The organism is Acinetobacter bouvetii (assembly GCF_902753875.1).
Classification (GTDB): domain Bacteria; phylum Pseudomonadota; class Gammaproteobacteria; order Pseudomonadales; family Moraxellaceae; genus Acinetobacter; species Acinetobacter bouvetii_A.
Genome location: NZ_CADDTS010000041.1, coordinates 1 through 23,173, shown reverse-complemented (window position 1 = coordinate 23,173; position 23,173 = coordinate 1). Strand labels below are relative to the sequence as shown.

The 23,173-nt window shown below is 43.8% G+C and carries 19 protein-coding genes; 12 read left to right on the top strand and 7 right to left on the bottom strand.

Annotation, left to right across the window (positions count from 1 at the left end; translation table 11 throughout):
* The first annotated feature begins 58 nt into the window (after positions 1 to 58).
* Positions 59 to 2,476 (top strand): YgiQ family radical SAM protein, encoded by a 2,418-nt coding sequence (locus FB6_RS12460; protein ID WP_174560303.1) that lies wholly within the window; start codon positions 59 to 61, stop codon positions 2,474 to 2,476.
* A 347-nt stretch (positions 2,477 to 2,823) separates the two neighbouring features.
* Positions 2,824 to 3,369, top strand: a complete 546-nt coding sequence (locus FB6_RS12455; protein WP_174560302.1) for a DUF2726 domain-containing protein — start codon at positions 2,824 to 2,826, stop codon at positions 3,367 to 3,369.
* Positions 3,370 to 3,416: 47 nt separating this feature from the next.
* On the opposite strand, the gene FB6_RS12450 is transcribed toward FB6_RS12455, so the two are convergent.
* From FB6_RS12450 to mdtD, 5 genes are all read right to left on the bottom strand, one after another.
* Positions 3,417 to 3,776, bottom strand: a complete 360-nt coding sequence (locus FB6_RS12450) for a RidA family protein (protein ID WP_174560301.1) — start codon at positions 3,774 to 3,776, stop codon at positions 3,417 to 3,419.
* A gap of 428 nt (positions 3,777 to 4,204) precedes the next feature.
* Positions 4,205 to 5,260, bottom strand: a complete 1,056-nt coding sequence (gene dinB, locus FB6_RS12445) for a DNA polymerase IV (protein ID WP_174560300.1) — start codon at positions 5,258 to 5,260, stop codon at positions 4,205 to 4,207.
* Positions 5,261 to 5,301: 41 nt separating this feature from the next.
* A complete protein-coding gene (locus FB6_RS12440; RefSeq protein ID WP_174560299.1) occupies positions 5,302 to 6,327 on the bottom strand; it encodes an MBL fold metallo-hydrolase in 1,026 nt (341 codons plus the stop codon).
* Between the two features lie 59 nt (positions 6,328 to 6,386).
* Positions 6,387 to 7,172, bottom strand: a complete 786-nt coding sequence (locus FB6_RS12435) for a glycoside hydrolase family 25 protein (RefSeq protein ID WP_174560298.1) — start codon at positions 7,170 to 7,172, stop codon at positions 6,387 to 6,389.
* Between the two features lie 73 nt (positions 7,173 to 7,245).
* Complete coding sequence (gene mdtD, locus FB6_RS12430) at positions 7,246 to 8,637, bottom strand: multidrug transporter subunit MdtD (RefSeq protein WP_174560297.1); 1,392 nt, start codon at positions 8,635 to 8,637, stop codon at positions 7,246 to 7,248.
* A 174-nt stretch (positions 8,638 to 8,811) separates the two neighbouring features.
* Here mdtD and FB6_RS12425 point away from each other — a divergent pair, with 174 nt between their 5' ends.
* The gene (locus FB6_RS12425) at positions 8,812 to 10,713 is read left to right on the top strand and encodes a choice-of-anchor I family protein (protein ID WP_174560296.1); all 1,902 of its coding nucleotides are present in this window, start codon (positions 8,812 to 8,814) and stop codon (positions 10,711 to 10,713) included.
* A gap of 157 nt (positions 10,714 to 10,870) precedes the next feature.
* A complete protein-coding gene (locus FB6_RS12420) occupies positions 10,871 to 11,836 on the top strand; it encodes a hypothetical protein (protein WP_174560295.1) in 966 nt (321 codons plus the stop codon).
* A 59-nt stretch (positions 11,837 to 11,895) separates the two neighbouring features.
* On the opposite strand, the gene FB6_RS12415 is transcribed toward FB6_RS12420, so the two are convergent.
* Positions 11,896 to 12,519 (bottom strand): TIGR00730 family Rossman fold protein, encoded by a 624-nt coding sequence (locus FB6_RS12415; protein ID WP_217427343.1) that lies wholly within the window; start codon positions 12,517 to 12,519, stop codon positions 11,896 to 11,898.
* A gap of 337 nt (positions 12,520 to 12,856) precedes the next feature.
* On the opposite strand from FB6_RS12415, the gene FB6_RS12410 reads away from it, so the two are divergent.
* The 6 genes from FB6_RS12410 (at position 12,857) to FB6_RS12385 (ending at position 21,352) form a co-directional block, all read left to right on the top strand.
* Positions 12,857 to 14,434, top strand: a complete 1,578-nt coding sequence (locus FB6_RS12410) for a TerC family protein (RefSeq protein WP_174560293.1) — start codon at positions 12,857 to 12,859, stop codon at positions 14,432 to 14,434.
* Between the two features lie 82 nt (positions 14,435 to 14,516).
* Complete coding sequence (locus tag FB6_RS12405) at positions 14,517 to 14,984, top strand: YchJ family protein (protein ID WP_174560292.1); 468 nt, start codon at positions 14,517 to 14,519, stop codon at positions 14,982 to 14,984.
* A gap of 60 nt (positions 14,985 to 15,044) precedes the next feature.
* Entirely contained in the window at positions 15,045 to 15,689 is a 645-nt protein-coding gene (locus FB6_RS12400) for a trimeric intracellular cation channel family protein (protein WP_174560291.1), read from the top strand.
* Between the two features lie 135 nt (positions 15,690 to 15,824).
* Entirely contained in the window at positions 15,825 to 17,144 is a 1,320-nt protein-coding gene (gene niaP / locus FB6_RS12395) for a niacin transporter NiaP (RefSeq protein WP_174560290.1), read from the top strand.
* Between the two features lie 164 nt (positions 17,145 to 17,308).
* Positions 17,309 to 19,528, top strand: coding sequence for a DNA topoisomerase IV subunit A (gene parC, locus FB6_RS12390; RefSeq protein ID WP_174560289.1), 2,220 nt, complete (start codon positions 17,309 to 17,311; stop codon positions 19,526 to 19,528).
* Positions 19,529 to 19,675: 147 nt separating this feature from the next.
* Positions 19,676 to 21,352 (top strand): AMP-binding protein, encoded by a 1,677-nt coding sequence (locus FB6_RS12385; RefSeq protein ID WP_174560288.1) that lies wholly within the window; start codon positions 19,676 to 19,678, stop codon positions 21,350 to 21,352.
* Between the two features lie 59 nt (positions 21,353 to 21,411).
* Here FB6_RS12385 and FB6_RS12380 read toward each other — a convergent pair whose 3' ends face one another.
* Positions 21,412 to 21,792 (bottom strand): hypothetical protein, encoded by a 381-nt coding sequence (locus tag FB6_RS12380; RefSeq protein ID WP_174560287.1) that lies wholly within the window; start codon positions 21,790 to 21,792, stop codon positions 21,412 to 21,414.
* A gap of 105 nt (positions 21,793 to 21,897) precedes the next feature.
* Between FB6_RS12380 and FB6_RS12375 the strand changes: the two genes are divergently transcribed.
* Together FB6_RS12375 and ppa are read left to right on the top strand one after the other, a co-directional pair.
* On the top strand, positions 21,898 to 22,299 hold the full coding sequence (locus FB6_RS12375; RefSeq protein ID WP_174560286.1) for an MAPEG family protein: 402 nt from the start codon (positions 21,898 to 21,900) through the stop codon (positions 22,297 to 22,299).
* A gap of 128 nt (positions 22,300 to 22,427) precedes the next feature.
* Entirely contained in the window at positions 22,428 to 22,961 is a 534-nt protein-coding gene (gene ppa, locus FB6_RS12370) for an inorganic diphosphatase (protein WP_174560285.1), read from the top strand.
* The last annotated feature ends 212 nt before the right edge of the window (positions 22,962 to 23,173 follow it).

Genomic DNA, 23,173 nt, shown 5'->3' with positions numbered 1-23,173 from the left:
GCTTTCATCTTTGACCTACATTTCAGGTCTTCCATCTGCCAGCCGAGAATTGCTAGCCATGTCTACTGCTTATACCATGCAGACTGCGCCAAAAGCGTTGTTTGATTACGACAAATATTGGGCGTCATGTTTTGATCCTGCGCCATTTTTGCCGATGTCACGCGAGGAAATGGATCAACTCGGTTGGGACAGCTGTGACTTTATTTTGGTCTGTGGTGATGCCTATATTGATCATCCCTCATTCTGTTCAGGCATTATCGGGCGTACGCTTGAAGCCCAAGGTTTCCGTGTCGGTATTATTGCTCAGCCGGATTGGACCAATGTCGAGGCTTTCCGGGCCTTGGGTAAACCGAATATTGCCTGGGGCGTAACTGCAGGCAACATGGATTCGATGATCAACCGTTATACGGCAGATCGTAAAATCCGTTCAGATGATGCCTATTCACCAGATAACCAACCGAATAAACGTCCAGACCGTGCGGCAACGGTGTATTGCCAGCGTGTGCGTGAAGCCTATCCGGATGTGCCGGTATTGTTAGGCGGCATCGAAGCATCGCTACGTCGTATTGCCCACTATGACTATTGGTCAGACAAAGTACGTCGTTCAGTGTTGATGGACTCGAAAGCTGATTTGTTGATGTACGGTAATGGCGAACGCTCCATTGTTGAAGTGATGCATCGTTTGGCGAAAGGCGAAAAAATTACCGATATCACCGATGTTCGGGGTACGGCATTTATCGTCAATAAAAATAACCGTGCGTCCAAAGCCAAGTTTGTCGAAATTGCATCGAATGATGTCGACACAATTGGCCGCGTTGATCCGATCATCAACCCGTATGTGATGACGGAAGATTTGGACGGCTGCGAAATCGAAAAGGGCAAAGAGAATAGCCTGACTCAATATCAAGGTTTCCAAAAAGAAGCCGTGGCGAATCCAATTGTCCGTGAAGGGGACAGTTTGGATGCGGATACCCAAATTGTGCAGCTGCAACCCTCATCTAAAGCGATTAAACATAAATTGCCGCCACGCGAACTCGCGGTGATTCGTTTACCGGCCTTTGAAGAAGTGGCCAATGATCCGGTTTTATATGCCCATGCCAACCGGATTCTGCACTTGGAAACCAATCCGGGCAATGCACGTGCAATGGTGCAAAAGCATGGTGAACGTGATGTGTGGCTGAATGCGCCACCAATTCCACTCACCACGGAAGAAATGGATTATGTGTTTGACTTGCCTTATGCACGTCTGCCACATCCAGCTTATGGCAAGGCACGCTTTCCAGCATTCGATATGATCAAGTTCTCTGTGAACATCATGCGTGGCTGTTTTGGCGGCTGTACTTTCTGTTCGATCACGGAACATGAAGGCCGCATTATTCAAAACCGTTCTGAAGAATCAATTCTGCGCGAAGTGGAAAAAATTCGTGACACGGCTCCAGGCTTTACCGGCATTATTTCGGATCTTGGTGGTCCGACGGCAAACATGTACCGTTTGCACTGTAAAGATCCTGAAATTGAAAAGAACTGTCGTAAACCCTCTTGCGTGTATCCGGGCGTTTGTCAAAACCTGCATACCGATCATGCGCCATTGACTCAGTTGTACCGTAAAGCGCGTGCGATTACAGGCATCAAGAAGATTCTGATTGGTTCTGGTCTACGTTATGACCTTGCAGTATTGAATCCTGAATATGTCAAAGAATTGGTGACCCATCACGTCGGCGGTTACTTGAAAATTGCACCTGAACATACCGAAAAAGGTCCATTATCCAAGATGATGAAACCGGGGATTGGGACTTACGACCGTTTCAAACAAATGTTTGACCGTTTCAGTAAGGAAGCGGGTAAAGAGCAGTACCTGATTCCTTATTTCATCGCGGCGCATCCGGGAACCACCGACTATGACATGATGAACCTTGCGATTTGGCTGAAAAAGAATGGTTTCCGTGCCGATCAGGTGCAAACCTTCTATCCATCTCCAATGGCCACTGCAACTACCATGTATTACACCGGTAAAAACCCGTTGGCAAAAGTTGCGCGCTATACTGAACAGGTGGACATCGTTAAAGGCGAGAAACGTCGTCGTTTGCACAAAGCCTTCTTGCGTTATCATGATCCCAACAACTGGCCAATGCTGCGTGACGCGCTGAAAGAGATGGGGCGTCAGGATTTGATTGGCAACTCAAAACATCATTTGATTCCGACCTATCAACCTGCGGGAAGTACCGACGGGCAGTATCAATCGGCGCGTAAGAAAAATTCAACTATCGCGGGTGATTCGCAAAAACGCACTGGTGAAAATACGGCCCGCAGCCAATCGCGGAATGCTAATGCTAATGATCAAACCCAGAACAAGCGTCCGAAAAAAGGGCAGATGTTGACCCAGCATACTGGCTTGCCACCACGTGAAACAGGAGATAAAAAACCGTTTACTGGCAGTAAGTCAAAAGGCAAATCCAAGCCTAAATCAAGAACTTGATTGGGCTAGAAAAAAGGACGCTTTGGCGTCCTTTTTTTAATCTTGGTTAATAATCAATAATCTTTAAACAGCTCGTCGGAATTGTAGGACAATAGCCAAAAGTAGTGTTGCATCCGCGCTCAGCCTTAGGATAGAGTACTTTGAGTGTCTAATAACGGATTTAATTTAGACATATATAATGAACATAAAATCAGTGCAACTTTTTGTCAGCTTTTATGATGATTTCGTCATCATTAAATGCAATTTGTTTACTTGAAATATTTAATAAAAATAAGAGTTGTATACTGAATTCCATAACAAATCGGTGTGACACCGGAAAGATTATAAAAATTTAAAGGACTAAGAGGATGATGATTTACATTTTGGTCGGGAGTTTACTCCTTATGTGCGTGTTGTTTATGGCTTGGAAAAGTCTCGAAAGCAATACTAAACAGCAAGATAGTGCATTGAAACAAAGAGCTATTTTTAATATTAGCGAACAAATTACATTTACCCGACTTAAAGAGATATTGCCGCAAAGTACGGTACTTGCTCATGTTTCATTTGATGCGCTATTAACGACCAAATATTCTCGCACACGCCATAAATATCGCAATATGGTGGCAGATTTTGTTGTGCTGGATAAACATTATCAGGTGTCCGCCATTATTACGTTGGATGATCCAATGGCATTACGACGTCCTCAAAATGCACAATATCAGGATGCGCTTTTAGAAATGGCGGGTTATCGTGTCATCCGCTATGAAGATGTACCTGAGTATTATCAATTAAGACAAGATTTTCTGATTGAAAAAACCACGCATCAGCAGTTTGACCGATCGGCAGCAGATTCCATAAAAAAGTATGACTTTTATCCGAACCTAGATCGAAAGAAAATCCGGATTTTGGGCTAAGTCAGCATAAGCATGAATCAGCACGATTCATGCTTATTTTTTAATACTTAATTTGCACGACGTACAGCCGTCACAGTGAGTTCAACCAGAACACGCGGGTCATACAGCTTGGCTTCAACGCAGGTACGGGGGAGTGCTTCAATATTTGCTACCCAGGCATCCCAAACTTCATTAAAGGCTGCATAATCTTTTTCAATGTCTTTTAAATAAATGGTCACTGACATGATCTGGCTTTTGTCTGTGCCAGCATCGGCAAGAAACTGATCAATGATATCCAGCGTTTGTTGAGTTTGTCCTTTAATATCTAAATCAAAATCGCTCGCCAGCTGGCCTGCAAGATGAACCAGGTTGCCTGAAATCGCAATTTCAGAGAAGCGTTTAGAAACATGCAAACGTTGAACAGTCATGAAATGAATCCTGAATTTTTGCCCTACAGGGTAGCAGTAAAGAGGCCTATATTGTCATTCATCTGGGAAAAATCGGCCTGTAAAAACAAAGGCAGCAAAATGTCCAAACTTGGAAAATTGTAGCCACTATCAGCAACCTCAAGCAAACGACTGGAAAGGCTTTAAATGTGCTGTTTTGAGAAATTTATAGAGATGTGCAGACGCGACAGGCGGAAGGAGTTCCATGATTGATAACAGAGTTGCCCTGTAATATTCGGATTTGATCGTCACGCCAATCACAGGACAGTATGCTAAAAGTAAAGGTGATTTTTAGCATCTCGGCGTCTACATGGATAAATGTATCGCGCCCATAGAGTACCGCAAAAATCACATTTGTGTGTAACCAATTGGTCTAATTTTATTCTTTTGGTTGAAAAACACTCAACTGCTTACCACAGCGAAAGTTGGGACTGATCTTGCTGATCGGCAAGTTGGTAAACCCCAACCCCAATCAGACGAAATTGAAAATGTTCCGGAATATGCATTTCCATCAGTAGTTGTTGCAGTACGGCATTTAATTGGTTCTGATTTTCCAGTGGCTGTTTAAAGCTTTTACTGTGCTGTAAAACCTGGAAATTTTTTAGTTTTAATTTAGCGGATACACCGCGAGCGCACAGCTGTTTCCTGTCCAGACTGGCCCAGACTTGTTCAATCAATCGAGCCCAATAGGGCTGACATTGCAGCAGGGTCAGATCATCGCCAAAGGTGGTCTCTTTGGAAATCTGTTGGCGTTCACGTTCGGCTTGAACCGGTCGTTCATCAATCCCTTGGGCATAGAGAAAAAGTTGCCGGCCATATTTTCCAAACTGTTGAATCAGGATATTTTCATCAATTCTTTGTAGGTCGCCCAAGGTCTCTAGCTGCAAATTTTTCAATTTTTCTTGGGTGACTTTACCTACCCCGGGAATTTTTTTCAGTGGCAAATCCTGAATAAAATGTTGTACTTGTGAGGGTTTAATGATGCAGATGCCATTCGGTTTATTCCAGTCCGAGGCGATTTTGGCCAAAAACTTGTTTGGTGCGACCCCGGCAGATGCAGTCAGGCCCGTGGTCTGGAAAATATCTTCCCGGATACGCATGGCCACTTCGGTTGCGCTGGCGATATTTTGCAGGTTTTCAGTGACATCCAGATAAGCCTCATCTAAAGAGAGAGGTTCAATCAGGGCCGTATAACGCTGAAAGATTTGATGAATCTGGGCGGAGACGGCACGGTATTTTTCAAAATTAGGCTCAATCACCACCACTTGCGGGCACAGTTTTCGGCCTTGAGCCATCGACATGGCAGAACGTAAACCAAACTCACGCGCAGGGTAGGATGCGGCACAAATCACGGCACGTGGATGATTCGAAGAAACTACCACCGGTACATGCTTTAACTCGGGTCGGTCTTTGAGTTCCACAGATGCAAAAAAGGCATCCATATCGATGTGAATGATTTTTCTCATGCAGTCCTAAATTCTGCTACTAGGCTCTGGGTTTGAGTATCTCATCTTCCTGAATCAGATTGTAGTGCAGGATCAAGTGGATACGACACAGGTTGACTGAGTAAAACCAGCCGGGTGTTTTGTTGCTCGGCTGCCTGAAGGAGTATGTTCAAGCTTTGCTCGGTATTGTCTGCCAGATAGGGCAAAAACGCTAAGGGCTGATCGACAGGACTGAAAAAGTTGTCCCAATGAATCGGCACCACCACTTTAGGCTTTAAGGCTCTGAGGGTCTGATCCAGATAGTTTTGCTGAAACTCTTCCGACTGACGTGAAAGTTGGGCAATACCCAAAAATAAAGTATCGACCTTTAAATTTTTCAGTTGTTCTGGTACGGCACCTGTACTGGCTTTGACTAAAACCTTATAGCCTTGATGCTCAATTAAATAATCAAAACTATGGCCTTCTTTAAATTCAGAAAAACGGGCAGGCTGTTTCAATGGCTGCAGGATTTCTTCGCCCAAATCGTTATTAACCGCAGTTGCGGGTGTATGCCGTGAAGGAATGGCCGTGACTTTGAAGGCACCAAAGTTGAGTGGCTGAAAAGGCTGAACCTGAAGTAGCTGTTGTTCTGAAACTTGCCCGCCACGTGCAATATTGAGACTGCTTTTGGAACCGACAATTGTGCTGTGAGGAAGCTGTCTGCCCAGTTCGGCAATATCCAGGGCATGATCATAGTGGGAGTGGGTCACGAAAATGGCTTGGGTACGCTGTAACTTCTGCTGTTGGATCATCTGTTGAATGACTTCAGGCTGGCTTTGGATTTTTGAAAACAGTACCTGACGAAGGGAAGGGCGGCTAAAGAAACCATCCATTAAAATTTGCGTTTTACCATCATTAAAAAGCAGTGTCGAGGCACCAAAGAATTTCACGGTCAGCGCAGATGCAGCTGCGGGTTTTTTAGAGGGCTGATATTGCCACTTCTGAAAACTGGATACCTGACCGGAAGGTTGCAGTAGAAAAACCAGCACAGCCACTACACAGAGAATGGCAATTCCCAAGGAAATCCATAAACCTTTTTTCATGGTCATTATGTCCTGTTCTGAAGAAGTTTTTGTTTTTATTGTGAATAGAGATTTGGCTTATGTTGTTATTTTTTGGATAAATTTTCAACATTTTTTGGCATGTAGATATGATTACGTTCTAAAAAGCGAATCCAGTCCGACTGGTCACCATTAAACACATTCAAGTCCACCTGTTTAGGAATCCCTTGAATGGTGCCCTGATTAGTATGTTGCCAGAACAGCCATGTCGGATTGCCTTTTAAATCGGGCTTGCCATGATATTCACGTACCCAGAGCGGTGTCTGCTTAAATTCACCCGCTAAAATAATGTTATAGAAGGATTTTGAAATATAGAAAATCGGCTGTTTGCCATAATGTCGATACAAACGATCATGCATGACCTGAATTTCTTTGAGCAACTGTTCCTTTGTGTAGGTGTTGATGCAGTTGCTGTCATATTCCAGATCGATCACCGGCGGTAGCGCATCGGCCTTATTGGGCACGGTTTCAATAAAATTTTGCGCCTGAACTTCACCATCCCGGCATAAGCGGTAAAAATGATAGGCACCCACTCTTAAGCCACTTTCACGGGCTTTTAGCCAATAGTCCTGAAATTTACGATCCTTAAAATCTCCACCTTCAGTGGCTTTTAAATAGACAAACTGATAGGTCTTTGGGGAAATCTGTTTCCACTGAATCTCGCCTTGGTGATGCGAGACATCAAAACCTTTGACCGGATATTCCTCTGCCGAGGCCGGATTATGATGCAACACAAAAACATACAAGACGATGGCCGCACACGTGAGCACCAAGCCTGCGCAGGAGGCATAAAGCTTGCGATGATTTTTCTTGGCTAATCGTTTTTTCGGCATAAAATCGTTTGTGATGCGTCTTGTGAGTGGGATCGCATGATCTGAATTTCAGACCACGCTGTAGTGATTCGAATTATACAGGGGTGTGACGTGGAATGCGCCAGAAAATAGTAGCGGTAATCAGGTTAATGCTACCCAAGACCAGTAAGGTGGCATGGAAAGCGGTCACCACCTGTTCAGCGCCGTAATACGCAGTAAACAGATTGACTAATGTTCCGGCCAAGGCCACGCCAATACTCATCGACACCATCATGATCATGGACAGGAAACTGTTACCGCTACTGGCATCTTGTTGTGGTAAATCCTTCAAAGTCAGGGTATTCATGGACACAAACTGCAAGGAATTCAGCATGCCGAAAATAAAGAAATGCAAAGCGCGTAACCAGATTGGGGTTTCAGCCGTCGTGAGGGCAAAACTGGCGATGCAGGCACCGACCAGCAAGGTATTGACCAGTAATACTTTACGATAGCCAAAGCGCTGGATAATCTGCCGAATAATCGGTTTGGAGGCTAGCGAGCCCAATACGGTAGGAATCATCAACAGGCCGGTAATAAAAGGTTCAAAATCAAAGGCCACCTGTAGCATTAGGGGAATTAAAAAGGGCATGGCATTGCCACCGAGGCGGGCAAAGAAATTCCCGACAATGCCAATCGCATAAATTTGATTGCTAAACAATTTACTGCGGAACAGCGCATTTTGATGAGTATGGGCATGCAAGGCATACAGGAACGCCGCCACTACACCTGCAATCACCAGTCCAATACTCCACCATAAGGATTGATGCGGACTGGCAAAATTTTCAATGCCCAGTGACAGTCCGACCATGGCAGTCACTAGCAGAATAAAACCGGAAAAATCAAATTGCTTGACGCTAGGCTCAGTCACGTTCGGCATGGCTTTGAAAGTAATCAGACAGCCCAACACGCCCATGGGAATATTAATTAAAAAGATCCAGTGCCATGAGGCCACTTCAACCATCCATCCACCCAGTGTTGGACCAATTAGGGGGCCAACCAAACCGGCCAGACTCATCAAGCTCATGGCCGATAAAAACTGGGTGCGCGGAATGACTTTCAGCATCGCCAGACGGCCGACTGGGAGTAACAGAGCACCGCCAATCCCTTGCAGTACCCGGAAGCACAGCAGTTCATTCAAACTACTCGCCAGCCCGCAACCCAGCGATGCCAGAGTAAAGACAATAATGGCACTAAAATAGGTATTTCTAACCCCAAAACGGTCTGCCAGCCAGCCACTCAAGGGAATGCAAGCGGCCACGGAAAGCACATAGGCCACCACGACACTATGCATCTGCAGCGGGTCTTCCCCTAAATTTACAGCCATCGCAGGAATCGCGGTGTTGACAATGGTGGTGTCCAAGCCCTGCATAAAAAAACCAATCGAGACCAACAAGACCAGCAGTCGAAATTCAGGTTGTAGGGCTTGATGTGAGGGCGTGGCGTTCATAAATAATAAAAGCGAATTTTTTAAATAGTTTAAATGAATATACAGATTGTGTTGTAGTAAAACCTTTTCACAATTTAGTGTGGGGATTGCAAAAAAACTGCAATAAAACGTTCATGTCATTGCAATGCATTGTTTATAAATTATTCATATTTTTTATAAAAGATGAACTAAAACATGAAAATACAGATTTCAGTATTGATGATGGCAATGCTTTCGGTGGGATTGGTTGCATGTAATGAGAGCGACAATAACACCCAGCTAACGGTAGCTCCGGTTATCGAGGAAAGCACACCTGAGAGTATAGAATTGGTACGCATAGGCCGTTATGAATCTGGGATATTTGGTGCAAGCGCGGCAGAAATCCCGGCCTATGATGCTAAAAGCCAACGTATTTTTGTGGTCAATGCCAAAGAAGGTGTGGTTGATGTATTGGACTTTAAACAGCCAAACCAGCCGAAATATATCCAGTCCTTGGATGCGAAAAAATACTTGGCCAATTCGGAAGTCAATAGTGTGGCCGTGCATAACGGCATTGTGGCTTTGGCGGTTCAGGCAGAGGACAAAACCCAACCTGGTATCGTGGCATTTTTTAAAGCGCAGGATTTAAGTTTTATCAGCCAGGTGCAGGTGGGTGCTTTACCGGATATGTTGACCTTTAGTCCAGATGGTCAAAAGGTTCTTGTCGCCAATGAAGGTGAACCGAATGAAGGTTATGCAGTAGATCCTGAAGGATCTGTGAGTATTATTAATGTCAAAGACATTAGCAAGCCGACAGTTAAAACAGCTAATTTTCAGGCGTGGAATACCAAGAAACAAAGTTTACTTGACGCCGGTGTACGCATCTTTGGCCCTGCAACAGAACTTTATAGTGAGGTTGCAACTAAAGGTCTGCAAACTACAAGCGTGGCGCAGGATTTAGAACCTGAATATATTGCGATAAGTTCAGATGGCAAAACAGCATGGGTGAGCTTACAGGAAAATAATGCCATTGCCATACTGGATTTGGCCAAAGATGAATTTGTCGATATTTTCCCTATGGGCAGCAAAGATCATGGTTTGCCTGATAATGCCTTGGATGGCAGCGACCGCGATTGTGTTGTTGGAGCTACAGATAGTCAGGGTGTTTTAATTAGCAGCTGTGACAAGGATGCCGGGATGATTAATATTCGATCTTGGCCAGGCTTGTATGGGATGTATATGCCAGATGCGATTGCACATTATCAGGTAAATGGTAAAAGCTATTTGGTCACTGCCAATGAGGGCGATGCACGCGAATGGCTGAAAGATGAAGGGAAATACTTCACAGGCGATGATTTAACCCAAGGCTATGCCGAAGAAATCCGTATCAAGCATTTGTTTAAAAAGGCGGGTTTTGATTTGAAAGGTGATTATGCCGCGCACTTACGCCATTTGGTTCCCGGTGTGACTGGGGCAAAATTAGATGCAACAGTATTTAAGCCTTGTACTACAACTGATGCTAATGAAGTCTGTGCGGAAAACTTGATTAAGGATTCACAAATTGGTCGCTTGACTATTAGTTGGACACAGGGCTTTAAACGGGACGCTGCGGGGCAGCCTGTGCTTGATAATGGTAAATTGGTATATAACAAGCTTTATGCCTATGGTGGTCGTTCCTTTAGTATTGTCGATCCGGAAACTCGTCAAATTGTCTGGGATTCTGGCAGTGAGTTTGAACGAAAAATTGCGGAATTGTTTCCGAATCAATTTAATAGCAACCACGAAGTCTTTAAGTTTGATGATCGCAGTGACAATAAAGGGCCTGAACCTGAAGGTATTGCTTTGGGTAAGATGGGCAAAAAGACTTTTGCATTTATTGGGCTAGAACGTGCCAGCGGTATTATGGTGTATGACATTAGCCAGCCTCAGCACGCTAAATTTGTCCAATATTTTAATGACCGGGATGTTAGTCAAACAGATAGCGCCAAACAAGGTGATTTAGGTCCTGAAGGTCTGATTTTCATTGCAGCTAAAGATTCTCCAAATGGTCAGCCTTTACTGGTTGTAGGTAATGAAGTCAGTGGCACGACAGCGGTTTATCAAATTAAATTGAAATAATTGCCAATTAAAACATTTGTTTTATTTAAGTTTTTTATTTTAGTCTAGATAAAATTTTTGCACTAAATTGTATCAACACTAGATAAACTGTCATAATGCGCCGGAGTCCTTCATTTATTGAAGGGCTTTTTCTTTATGGCAAAGGTGTTCTTTTTTTATGACAATTGAAATTTTGATGATTGTAGGCTTCTGTCTGGCCGCTTATTCAATTGTCGGAAATGATGTACCTCAAACCTTAGGAACCTTTATTTCATCCAATGCCCATCGTCCCTGGTGGGTGCTGTGGTTATATACCAGCAGTATTTTAACGGTAGTTCTGCTGTATGGCTGGTGGACATCAGGTGTGGGTGATGCCTCCTATGGACGTCTGGAAACCATTCCCTTTCCTGAATCGGGCATTACCTGGTTGTATATTGTTCCACCTATCTTACTGATTCTTTTAACCAAATATGGAATTCCAGTCAGTACCACATTTCTCGTGCTGACCATTTTCTCACCGAGCAGTTTAAGCTCCATGCTGACCAAATCCATGATGGGGTATGCAGTTGCATTTGTGGTGGCGATTATTGTTTATCGCTTTGTGATTAAAGGGATTTCTGTTTATTTTAGTAAGACTCGGGATCGTAAACCTTCGCATATCTGGATTGGGGTGCAGTGGGTCTCTACGGCTTTTCTGTGGAGTCAGTGGCTGATTCAGGATCTGGCTAATATCTTTGTTTATGTACCGCGTCAGGTGCCATTAGAATTTTTAATTTTTGCGATTTTGGTGTTTATCATTCTTTTGGGCATGATTTTCTACCAACGTGGTGGGGCCATCCAAAAAATTATCGACACCAAAACCGGTGTGGCGGATATTCGTTCTGCGACCATTATTGACTTTATTTATGCCTTGATTTTATTGGTGTTTAAGGAATGGAGCAATATTCCGATGAGTACCACCTGGGTGTTCTTGGGTCTCTTGGCTGGTCGGGAATTTGCCATGTCGATGCATCTGGCAGAGGTGAATAAATACCGGACTTCGCGTAATGTCAGTAAAGATGCGATGAAGCTAATGGTCGGTTTAATCATGAGTATTGTGTTAGCCACCGTACTGCCGTGGTTTTATCAACTGGTTTCAGGTTAACCAGCAAGAAATAAAAAAGCGAGCTCTTAGGCTCGCTTTTTAGTTTTAAGAGATGGGGGTTAAATCGCAAAGTGTTTGGGAGCGCCCAGATTTTTAATGGCATTCACGATTTGGTCGGCATGCTGGCAAACAATCAGTTTCGCCCGGTGCTGCGGTGGTAAAAAGCCTTCTTCAACCGCATGATCCAGCTGGGCAATCAGGGCATTATAAAAGCCATTCACGTTATACAGCATCATCGGTTTTTGGTGCTGATTCAGTTGTCCCCAAGTGGCAATTTCCAGAATTTCTTCAAAGGTGCCCAAGCCGCCCGGCAAGGCCACAAAGGCACTGGCACGTTCAGCCATCATGGCTTTGCGCTCATGCATGTTTTTGACAATATGCAGTTCGGTCAGCTGATGATGCGCAATTTCATAATCGAGCATAAATTCGGGAATGACCCCGACGGTTTCACCGCCACGTTCTCGGACGGCATCGGCGACTTGCCCCATAAGGCCTATACTGGCGCCGCCATAGACCATGCCGAAGCCTAAATCTGCCAGACCCTGAGCCAGTGCAATGGCTTTTTCTTGATAAATCGGTTTATTGCCTGTACGTGAACCACAATACAGGGCGATGAGAGGTTGAGTGGTTTTAGGAGAGGGATTGTTATGTTTAGGAGTCATTTTTAATACGTTGTTGATCATTATATTTTTTACCATAGCACTTTATTTTTTCAGGCTCTAGCTTAACAATCAAATATGACAACTCGGTTGGATACCTGCTCGTGACTTTGCAACAATTTGTTGAAACTTGGTGAGAGAAAAGCGCAGCAGGGTTGAAAAAAGGATGAATTTCTACTTCATCTTGTTATACTAAAAATCTGTTTTCCAACAAATGAATCAAAATGGGTAGTGGTTGTCGTCACTCTGAACATCTCAATTCTTCCGCAAAAATTATACAGAATGCTGTTCACAGAATATTCAGCGATTTTAATAGCAATATCCTAAAATCTGTCCTTCCTACCACGCAGGAGCACATCCAATGATCTTCGAATGGATGTCAGACCCATCGGCCTGGATTGGACTGGCAACGCTAGTGGTTTTAGAAATTGTCCTAGGTATCGACAACCTGGTCTTTATTGCAATCTTGGCGGAAAAACTGCCTCCAGAACAACGTAATGCCGGCCGTATCGTCGGGTTGTTGCTTGCTTTGGGTATGCGCTTGATTCTACTCGCATCCATTGCCTGGGTAGTGACCTTAACCCATCCGCTGTTCCATATTTTTGATCATCCTTTTTCTGGTCGTGACCTGATTCTGCTGTTGGGTGGCGTATTCCTGCTGTTTAAAGGCACCATGGAATTGCACGAGCGTATAGAAGGCGCTCAACCGCAAAAAGAAGAAAACCCGGTGCATGCAGCGTTTTGGATGGTGATAGTCCAGATTGTGGTGCTGGATGCGGTATTCTCGCTGGATAGTGTGATTACTGCGGTCGGTATGGTCAAAGACCTGTCGGTGATGATGATTGCGGTGGTGATTGCGGTCGGCATTATGCTTTGGGCATCGAAACCGTTGATGGATTTCGTCAACAAGCATCCGACTGTGGTCATTCTGTGTCTCGGCTTCTTGATGATGATCGGTTTCTCACTGATTGTGGAAGGGTTCGGTTTTCATATCCCTAAAGGCTATTTATACGCTGCCATTGGTTTCTCGGTCATTGTTGAATTTATCAATCAAACCATGCGCCGTAATCAGGAGCGCATGGTTACAACGACCGACTTGCGTTACCGTACTGCGTCTGCGGTGATGCGTATGCTGGGCGGGAAAAGTGAATCACAAAATAGCGAAACCGAAGATGTGCTGGCGACCCGTGCCTTTGCCGATGAAGTCTTTAATGAAGACAGCGGTGTGTACCATAGCGTGATGGTGCAAGGCGTACTCGGACTGTCAGAGCGACCGGTGAAATCAGTGATGACGCCGCGTCCAGAACTGGAATGGATTGATCTAGACGAAGATGATACCTCCATTAAAGAGCAGCTTTTGAGTACGACCCATTCGCGTTTGATTGTGGCGCACGGTGAGCTGGATAATATTGCCGGTGTGGTGCTGACTCATAAAGTCATGAATGAATATATTGAAACCGGAAAACTGAATTTTGAAGGTCACTTACGTGAACCGGTCATCGTGCATGAAAATGCGCAAGTTTTGATGGTGATGGAGCAACTCCGTCAGGCACCGCTGCAAATGGCGATTGTACTGAATGAATACGGCTCGATTGAAGGGATTGCTACCCCGATTGATGTGCTTGAAGCGATTGCCGGAGAATTCCCGGATGAAGACGAATTCGAAACCGCTGCAGAAAGTCTGGAAGATGGGACTTTAATGCTGGAAGGTTCGACCGATATTCGTCATGTATCCTTATTGTTAGGCCGTGATTTGGTGGATGAATCTGAACAGTATTCTACTTTGTCCGGTTATATCCTATTCCATTTGGGGCGCTTGCCTGAAAGTGGCGCCAAACTTGAAGCCGATGAACATATCTTTGAAGTGGTGACGATGGAAGGACATAAAATTGATAAAGTCCATATTATTCCGCAAACAGGACAGGCTGCTGAAGATTAATGCAAAGCTGCCATATGCACGCTAAACACAAAGATCGATTAAAATAGCCCGCAATGTCGGGCTATTTTATTGGGAAAAATTGATGTCAGAAGACTTATGTCCATGTGGTCAAGGAGATTACGCCAGCTGTTGCCAACCAATGCATTTGGGTCAAGCCAAAGCAGAAACGGCAGAGCAACTGATGCGCTCACGCTATAGTGCTTTTGCCAAGCATGAAATTGACTATATTGTGCAAACTACAGCAATAGGCCAGCAGCAGGCGCTGGATGTGGCAGCCATTGCCGACTGGAGCAAAGCCAATCAGTGGCTCAAGCTGGAGGTGGTTCAGGCTCAGGAAAAACTGGATAAAAACCATGCCCAGGTCGAATTTAAGGCATATTATCATGATGGCAAACAGGCCCAGGTTCATCATGAAATTTCCCATTTTGTGAAGCATGAAGGGGGCTGGTACTTCCTTGATCCGACAACAAATATGCACATCACCATGAAACAGCCCTGTATTTGTGGTTCCGGGAAAAAATTTAAGCAATGTTGTGCGCAATTTCTGTAACTTTCGTCCAGATTTGCCTTAGAATAGCGCGCATCGATAACCCTCACTGGAAGCAGGGCAATGTTGCTATTGGTCATTTATATTATTGCGATTACGGCTGAAGCCATGACAGGAGCCCTGTCGGCAGGTCGGCGTAGTATGGATTGGTTTGGGGTAACGCTGATTGCCTGTGTAACTGCACTGGGTGGCGGTTCGGTTCGCGATGTATTGCTTGGTCACTATCCGCTGACCTGGGTCAAGCATCCGGAATATCTGGTGCTGACCTGCTGTGCTGCCTTTGTCACCATCCTGATTGCCAAATGGATGCGCCATTTACGCTCCATCTTCCTGATTCTGGATGCCTTGGGTTTAATCGGCTTTACCATCATTGGCTGTCAAATTGCCTTGCAGATGGGGCATGGCTTTGTGGTTTCTGCGGTAGCCGGGGTATTAACTGGTGTGTCAGGCGGTATCCTGCGTGATATTTTATGTAATGATGTACCTCTCGTGTTCCGCCGTGAACTGTATGCCAGTATTTCCTTTGTTTCCGTGATTTGCTATTGGGTATGTCAAGACATTGGTTTTTCTTTAGAAGTTACCGTCATTTCTACCTTGGTTTTTGGTTTCTCCTTACGCTGTCTTGCGATTTATTTTGGCCTGGAAATGCCGAAATTTATTTATAAAGATGAAGATGATCAGTCCGCATCTTCCAAAGACGCGTCATAAAATATTGCTTCAATCGGATTGATGACCGACGAAATGCGCGATCATCATCTTTAAATCAGAATATAAAAATGAGCATAATCATAAATCCTGTTGGGAAAGCAGCATCTATCCTTTCACCAAATCAGAGATCTTGTTATGGATTTAGTCTCACGTATACAACGCTTACCCATTGGTAAGTTTCACTATACCTTGTTATGGGTGATCGGTCTGGGCTGGATGTTTGATGCCATGGACACAGGTTTAATTTCCTTTATCTTGGCCAAAATGGCAGAAGACTGGCAAATGGCCCCGGCGGAAAAAGGCTGGGTGGTCTCCATTGGTTTTGTCGGTATGGCCATTGGGGCTGTGTGTTCGGGTGGTTTGGCTGACCGTTTGGGCCGTAAAACCGTTTTCGCGGTGACTTTAGTCATTTATAGCATTGCAACAGCTGCCTGTGCCTTCGCGCCAAATCTGACCTGGTTACTGGTGTGTCGCTTTATTGTCGGCTTAGGTCTGGGTGGGCAGTTGCCCGTCGCAGTGACCCTGGTCAGTGAATATATTCCTGCACATGTACGTGGACGCTTTATTGTATTACTGGAAAGTTTTTGGGGACTGGGCTGGCTGGTTGCAGCGTTGGTGTCTTATTTTGTGATTCCTAAATTTGACTGGCATGCTGCATTTTTAATTGGCGGCTTACCGGCCTTGTATGCCATCGTGATTTGGAAAATGGTGCCTGAGTCGGTGCCTTATCTTATCAACCGTGGCCGTTTTGAAGAAGCGCATGCCTTGGTCAAACGCATTGAAGCTAAATGCGGTGTTGAAGTTATCGAAATCTTTGAAGTCAAACCCGTAGCGGAAAAGCATAACATTAGTTTCTCTCAACTCTGGTCAAGCATATTTGCACGCCGTACCCTCATGCTCTGGCTGATCTGGTTCGGCATCGTTTATTCCTACTATGGCATTTTTACCTGGTTGCCTAGTCTGCTGGTGAAACAGGGTTACAGTATCGTGCAGTCCTTTGAATATGTCTTGGTCATGATTCTGGCGCAGTTACCGGGTTATATCGCAGCATCATGGTTGGTGGAAAAACTGGGTCGTAAAGTGACTTTAGCCGGTTTTATTGGCATGTGTGCCTTGTCAGCTTATTTCTTCGGGCAGTCGGGCAGCGTCACTGAAATTGTGATTTGGGGCTGTTTGCTATCCTTCTTTAATTTGGGGGCATGGGGTGTGCTGTATACCTACACGCCAGAACAGTATCCCACCAATATCCGCGCCTTTGGTTCGGGCTGGGCAGCTGCCATTGGTCGGATTGGCGGCATTGTGGCACCGTTGGTGGTAACTCATATGATGGTGCAAGACAACGGTTTTAGCCATGTCTTTATCATGTTCACCAGTGTACTCATTGCCGTTGCTGCGGTGATTTTGATTTTGGGTGAAGAAACCAAAGGTAAAACGCTAGAATCAATCGGTTTATAAAATTGCTGATTTTTTAGTTGATCGGCTCTTATAAAATGGATATTTTTAGCCCATAAGACACAATTTGTCGCAGAGTGTCGGTTACTGCCCTTGTGTAGACCGCACCTGCGACATAGCATAACAACGTAGATACAAAAATGAATTATTTAGGATTTCACGCTTTTATGACCAGCCTTGTGCATCATGCGACAGAAAATCGTTCCGTAGCCGAATTTACTGAACAAGCTTACCTTAACTATGCCATGTACGTGATTATGGATCGTGCATTGCCACATATCAGTGACGGTTTAAAACCGGTACAGCGTCGTATTGTCTATGCGATGAGTGAATTGGGTTTAAAGCATAGTGGTAAGCCAAAAAAATCTGCCCGTACCGTCGGTGATGTACTAGGTAAGTACCATCCGCATGGTGACTCAGCCTGTTATGAAGCCATGGTGCTAATGGCCCAGCCGTTTAGCTACCGTTATCCTTTTATTGAAGGGCAAGGCAACTGGGGTTCGCCGGATGATCCGAAATCCTTCGCGGCGATGCGTTATACCGAAGCGAAATTATCGCAATATAGTGAAGTGCTGCTTTCTGAATTGGGGCAAGGCACCTGTGACTGGCAGGATAACTTTGATGGTTCCATGAAAGAACCAATTAATTTGCCTGCACGCGTACCGAATATTTTGTTGAATGGTACTACAGGCATTGCGGTGGGGATGGCCACTGACATTCCACCGCATAACTTGCGTGAAGTGGTCAAAGGCACCATCGCCTTGATTCGCAATCCGAATCTATCGGATGAAAAAGTAGCGGAATATATTCCAGGCCCGGACTTGCCAACCAAAGCGGAAATTATTACTTCTCCTGAAGAGCTGCTCAAAGTTCAGACCACAGGCCGCGGCAGCTACCGCACCCGTGCGGTCTATAAAATAGAAAGAAATGAAATCGTGATTACCGATTTACCGTATCAGGTTTCCGGTTCTAAAGTGATTACCCAGATTGCCGATCAAATGCAGGCAAAAAAATTGCCATTGGTCAGTGATCTGCGTGATGAATCGGATCATCAAAATCCAACCCGTTTGGTGATTGTATTACGCTCGAATCGTATTGATGCCGAAGCGGTGATGAGTCACCTGTTTGCAACCACCGATCTGGAATCCAGCTATCGTGTCAATATGAACATGATTGGTGCCGATGGTCGTCCGCAGGTGAAATCGATTCGCCGCATCTTGCTGGAATGGATCGAGATTCGTAAAACCACGGTCACCCGCCGTCTGCAATATCATTTAAATAAAATTGAAAAACGCCTGCATATTCTAGGCGGTTTGATCATTGCCTATTTAAATATTGATGAAGTGATTCGGATTATTCGTGAAGAAGATCAGCCCAAACCAGTGCTGATGTCACGCTTCAATATTGATGAAATTCAGGCGGAAGCCATTTTAGAACTCAAGTTACGGCATTTGGCCAAACTTGAAGAAATGGAAATGCGCCGTGAGCAGGAAGAACTGGAAGCACGTGCCGCGATTATTCGCGAACAGTTGGCCAATCCTGAATCTTTAAAAAACCTGATTATTACTGAACTGAAAGACGATGCGAAAAAGTTTGGTGATGACCGTCGTTCGCCAATCGTGCACCGTGAAGATGCTCAAGCTATTAATGAACAGGATATGTTACCAGCAGATCCTGTAACAGTTGTGTTGTCAGAAGCTGGATGGATTCGTTCAGCTAAAGGCCACGACGTCGACGCCGAAAACCTGAATTTCCGCGCAGGAGACCAGTATTTAAGTCATGCCCAAGGTAAATCCAATCAGCGGGTCTATGTACTGGATGAAACCGGACGCAGTTATGCCTTGGCGATTAACAGTTTGCCATCAGCACGTGGTCTGGGTGAGCCTTTGAGTTCGAAACTGTCTCCAGCGAGCGGTGTTGGCTTTATTCAGGTCTTGATTGCCGAAGAAGAGGCTGAGATTTTAGCCTTAAGTTCTAAAGGCTATGGTTTCAAAACGCAGGCTAAACATTTAGATACAAATGCCAAGGCAGGGAAATCCTTCCTGACTATGCCTGAAGATGCTAAAGCCATGCAACTGCAAGTCGTGGAACAAGCGACCCATGTGGCTTTGCTCAGTTCAGCTGGTCGTATGCTGGTGGTTGATTTGTCAGAATTGCCAAGCCTGAATAAAGGTAAAGGTAATAAATTGATACAACTCGAAGCCAAAGATCAAATTGTATCCATGACAATGTTGAATTTAGATGAAATAATTCAAGTGGTTGCCGGACAGCAACAATTAAAATTAAAAGGCGATGATCTTCAGAAATATATAGGTAAGCGAGGAGCGAAAGGTCAACTCTTACCACGAGGATATCAAAAAGCAAATAAACTGTTCATTCAAAGATAAAACTAGCATCCATGATATGAAATACGCTATATATGGTGTAATTCGTGTAAATGGATGCTTTGTTGAACAGCAAAAAAGGAAAAAACTAGGTTCAACAAAGAAAAAACAGTTTAAATACCAAGGATTAAGATTGGAGAAATAGGCATTATGGATAAGATTTGGTTCGCAGAATACCAAAAGACAGGGATTCCAGAAACAGTAGAATTACCCGCTGAAAACACATCATTAGTAGATGTATTTGAACGTAATTTCCAAAAATTTGGCTCACGTGATGCCTTTATTTTTATGGATAAGAAATTATCTTTCAATGAATTGGAAGAAGCTAGCCGTAAATTTGCAACCTACTTACAGAGTTTAGGTTTGGCCAAAGGGACACGTGTGGCTGTCATGATGCCTAACGTTCTTCAATATCCGGTTGTGGCATTGGGGATTTTCCGTGCAGGTTTAGTACTTGTAAACGTCAATCCTCTATACACTTCTCGCGAGCTGGAGCATCAGTTGAATGATTCTGGCTCAGAAGTACTGGTGATTGTGGAAAACTTTGCAACAGTTTACCAAGCAATCATTGGTAAAACTCCTGTGAAGCACGTAGTTGTTGCATCTGTCGGCGACATGCTAGGTACCTTGAAAGGTACGCTGGTGAATTTTGTTTTACGTTCAGTACGTAAACAAATTCCGGCATGGGATATTCCAGGACACATTCGTTTTAATGCAGCCATGTCTAAAGTAAGCGCCAGCAATTACAAACGTCCAAGCCTGACCTTAAGTGATACAGCAGTACTTCAATATACCGGTGGTACTACAGGTGTTTCTAAAGGTGCTGAGTTAACCCACCGTAACCTGGTTGCCAACATGTTGCAGTGCGATGGCATTTTCCAAAGTAAATTTGGTGCTCAAGACGGCCAACCGACTGATCGTATTTTCTGTGCTTTACCGCTTTATCACATCTTTGCGTTCATGGTGTGTGCATTATATGGTATGTACAAAGGTCAGGCGAACGTACTTATTCCAAACCCGCGCGACCTGCCTGCGGTGATGAAAGAGTTACGCAAATATCAACCTTCATTCTTCCCGGCAGTCAATACCTTGTTTAATGCCTTGGTGAATAATGAAGAATTTAAGCAACTTGACCATAGCAAACTGAAAATGGCAATGGGCGGGGGAATGGCTGTACTTCCTTCTACTGCAGAAGCATGGAAGAAAATTACAGGCACCAATATTATTGAAGGTTACGGTTTATCTGAAACTTCACCGGTTGCAACGGCAAATCCACCAGCATCAACTGAATTTAGCGGCACCATTGGTATTCCATTGCCACTAACTGAAGTTGCAATTCTGGATGATGACGGTAATGAAATGCCACTAGGTGAGCAAGGTGAAATTTCGATTCGTGGCCCTCAAGTCATGAAAGGCTATTGGAACCGTCCAGACGAAACTGAAAAAGTTATGACCAATGGTTTCTTCCGTACCGGTGATATCGGGATTATGGATGCTCGTGGTTATATCAAGATCGTTGATCGTAAGAAAGACATGATTTTAGTCTCTGGTTTTAACGTCTATCCTTCAGAAATTGAAGAAGTTATTTCGAAACACCCTAAGGTGCTTGAAGTTGCTGCGATTGGTGTGCCAGATGAAAAATCAGGTGAAGTGCCTAAACTGTTTGTAGTGAAAAAAGATCCATCTTTGACGACTGAAGAAGTTTTGGCTTTCGCTAAAGAAAACTTGACCGGTTATAAGCGTCCTCGTTATGTCGAGTTTATGGATGAATTACCGAAGTCGAATGTTGGTAAAATTTTACGTAAAGACTTGCGTAAAACTGCATAAGTCTGAAATGAAGAAAGCGCCGTGATCGGCGCTTTTTTTTCAGCTGATTTAAACAGTTTTTAATCTTTCATCAACCAACGATCGATATAAGGGCGCGCTATACCCATAATCCATATAAAGCTCGTGATGCTACCAAATTGATAAATATATCTTTTTAAATCAAATGCACCATAGCTATATAAGTTATCAAGCAAACAGTAGAGTGCAACTACTGTCGTCCATATCCATAGGGCCTGACGCTTAATCCCGACCATCCAAAGTGCGAGAATTGAAATAACAATCGTGAAAATAAGGGAAAGCCTATTGAAATTGGCACACATCACTGAAAGTAAAAATCCCACAATTGGCAACACAATTTTAAGTACACGATCCACTTTAAGTTGATGCTGACGCTGTTTATCGAGTACATCAAACATGTCTTTTTGATCAGGATTGACCATGATGGATCCTTATTGCTGATTTATAAAAACACTATAATTTACAAAAATTATTCTGAAAACACCATGCTATGATATGCAGCATAAAATCTTAATGAGAAAAATGAGATGCAAAGCATTAGCGGAATAATCTATCTCATCTTAATTGCCTGTTTATTGCCCTATGTTTTTACCACGATTGCAAAAAAAGCAGCAGGTTTTAAAGCCAGAGACAATCAAAATCCGCGTGAATTTTTAAGTAAAACCACAGGCCTGGCAGCACGAGCCAATGCCGTGCAGCAAAACAGTTTTGAAAGTTTACCTTTATTTATTGCTGCAATTTTAATGGCAGAGTATATGGTGATTCCTCAAAGAATTATCATGAGTATTGGTATAGCCTACATTATTCTGCGCATTTTTTATGGCGTGTGCTATCTGGCCAATTGGGCCACATTACGCACCGTGATTTGGACTTTGTCCTTACTTTGTCCGGTCTGTTTATTGTTATTGGTGATAAAACTCACCACTTAATGATGAAAAAAGGCGGAAATACATATTTCCATTCAGCAGATGTATAATCGAAAAGTTATTTAATACACAAAAACCGTTATAATCATCGCGGTTTTTAAAAAGATTTAACTTGTTTAAAGAGTGATGCTATGAGCTACAGCAATATCCCAGCGGGTAAAGATGCACCAAACGACATCTATGTAATTATTGAAATTCCTGCAAATGCAGCACCAATCAAATACGAAATCGACAAAGATTCAGATGCATTATTTGTAGACCGTTTCATGGGTACTGCAATGTTCTACCCAGCAAACTATGGTTATGTGCCAAATACTTTGTCTCTTGATGGTGACCCACTTGACGTATTGGTTGTAACTCCACACCCAGTTGAACCAGGTTCAGTAATTCGTTGCCGCCCAGTGGGTAAATTGAACATGGAAGATGATGGTGGTGTTGATGCGAAACTGGTTGCAGTACCGCACGAAAAATTAACTCCGCTTTATAAAGATGTTCAGGAATATACTGATCTTCCGCCATTGTTGATTAGCCAAATCGAACATTTCTTCCAACACTACAAAGACTTAGAACCAGGTAAATGGGTTAAGTTAAGTGGTTGGGAAGGTGCTGATGTTGCGAAACAAGAAGTACTTAGCTCAATCGAAGCGTATAAAGCAGCAAAATAATTTTTTGACTGTGAGTATATGAATTTTAACTTTTAAAATTCATATATAAAAAAACCTGCACAATGTGCAGGTTTTTTATTGATCCTTAGATTCTCAAATGAAGTGCAACAGAGATTAAATTATTGGAAGGAAGCAAGATGAGCTAGCATTTTGCTTCCGACCGACCAAAGTCAAAGTTGCATCATGAACTATACTCATCTCACTCTAGAAGA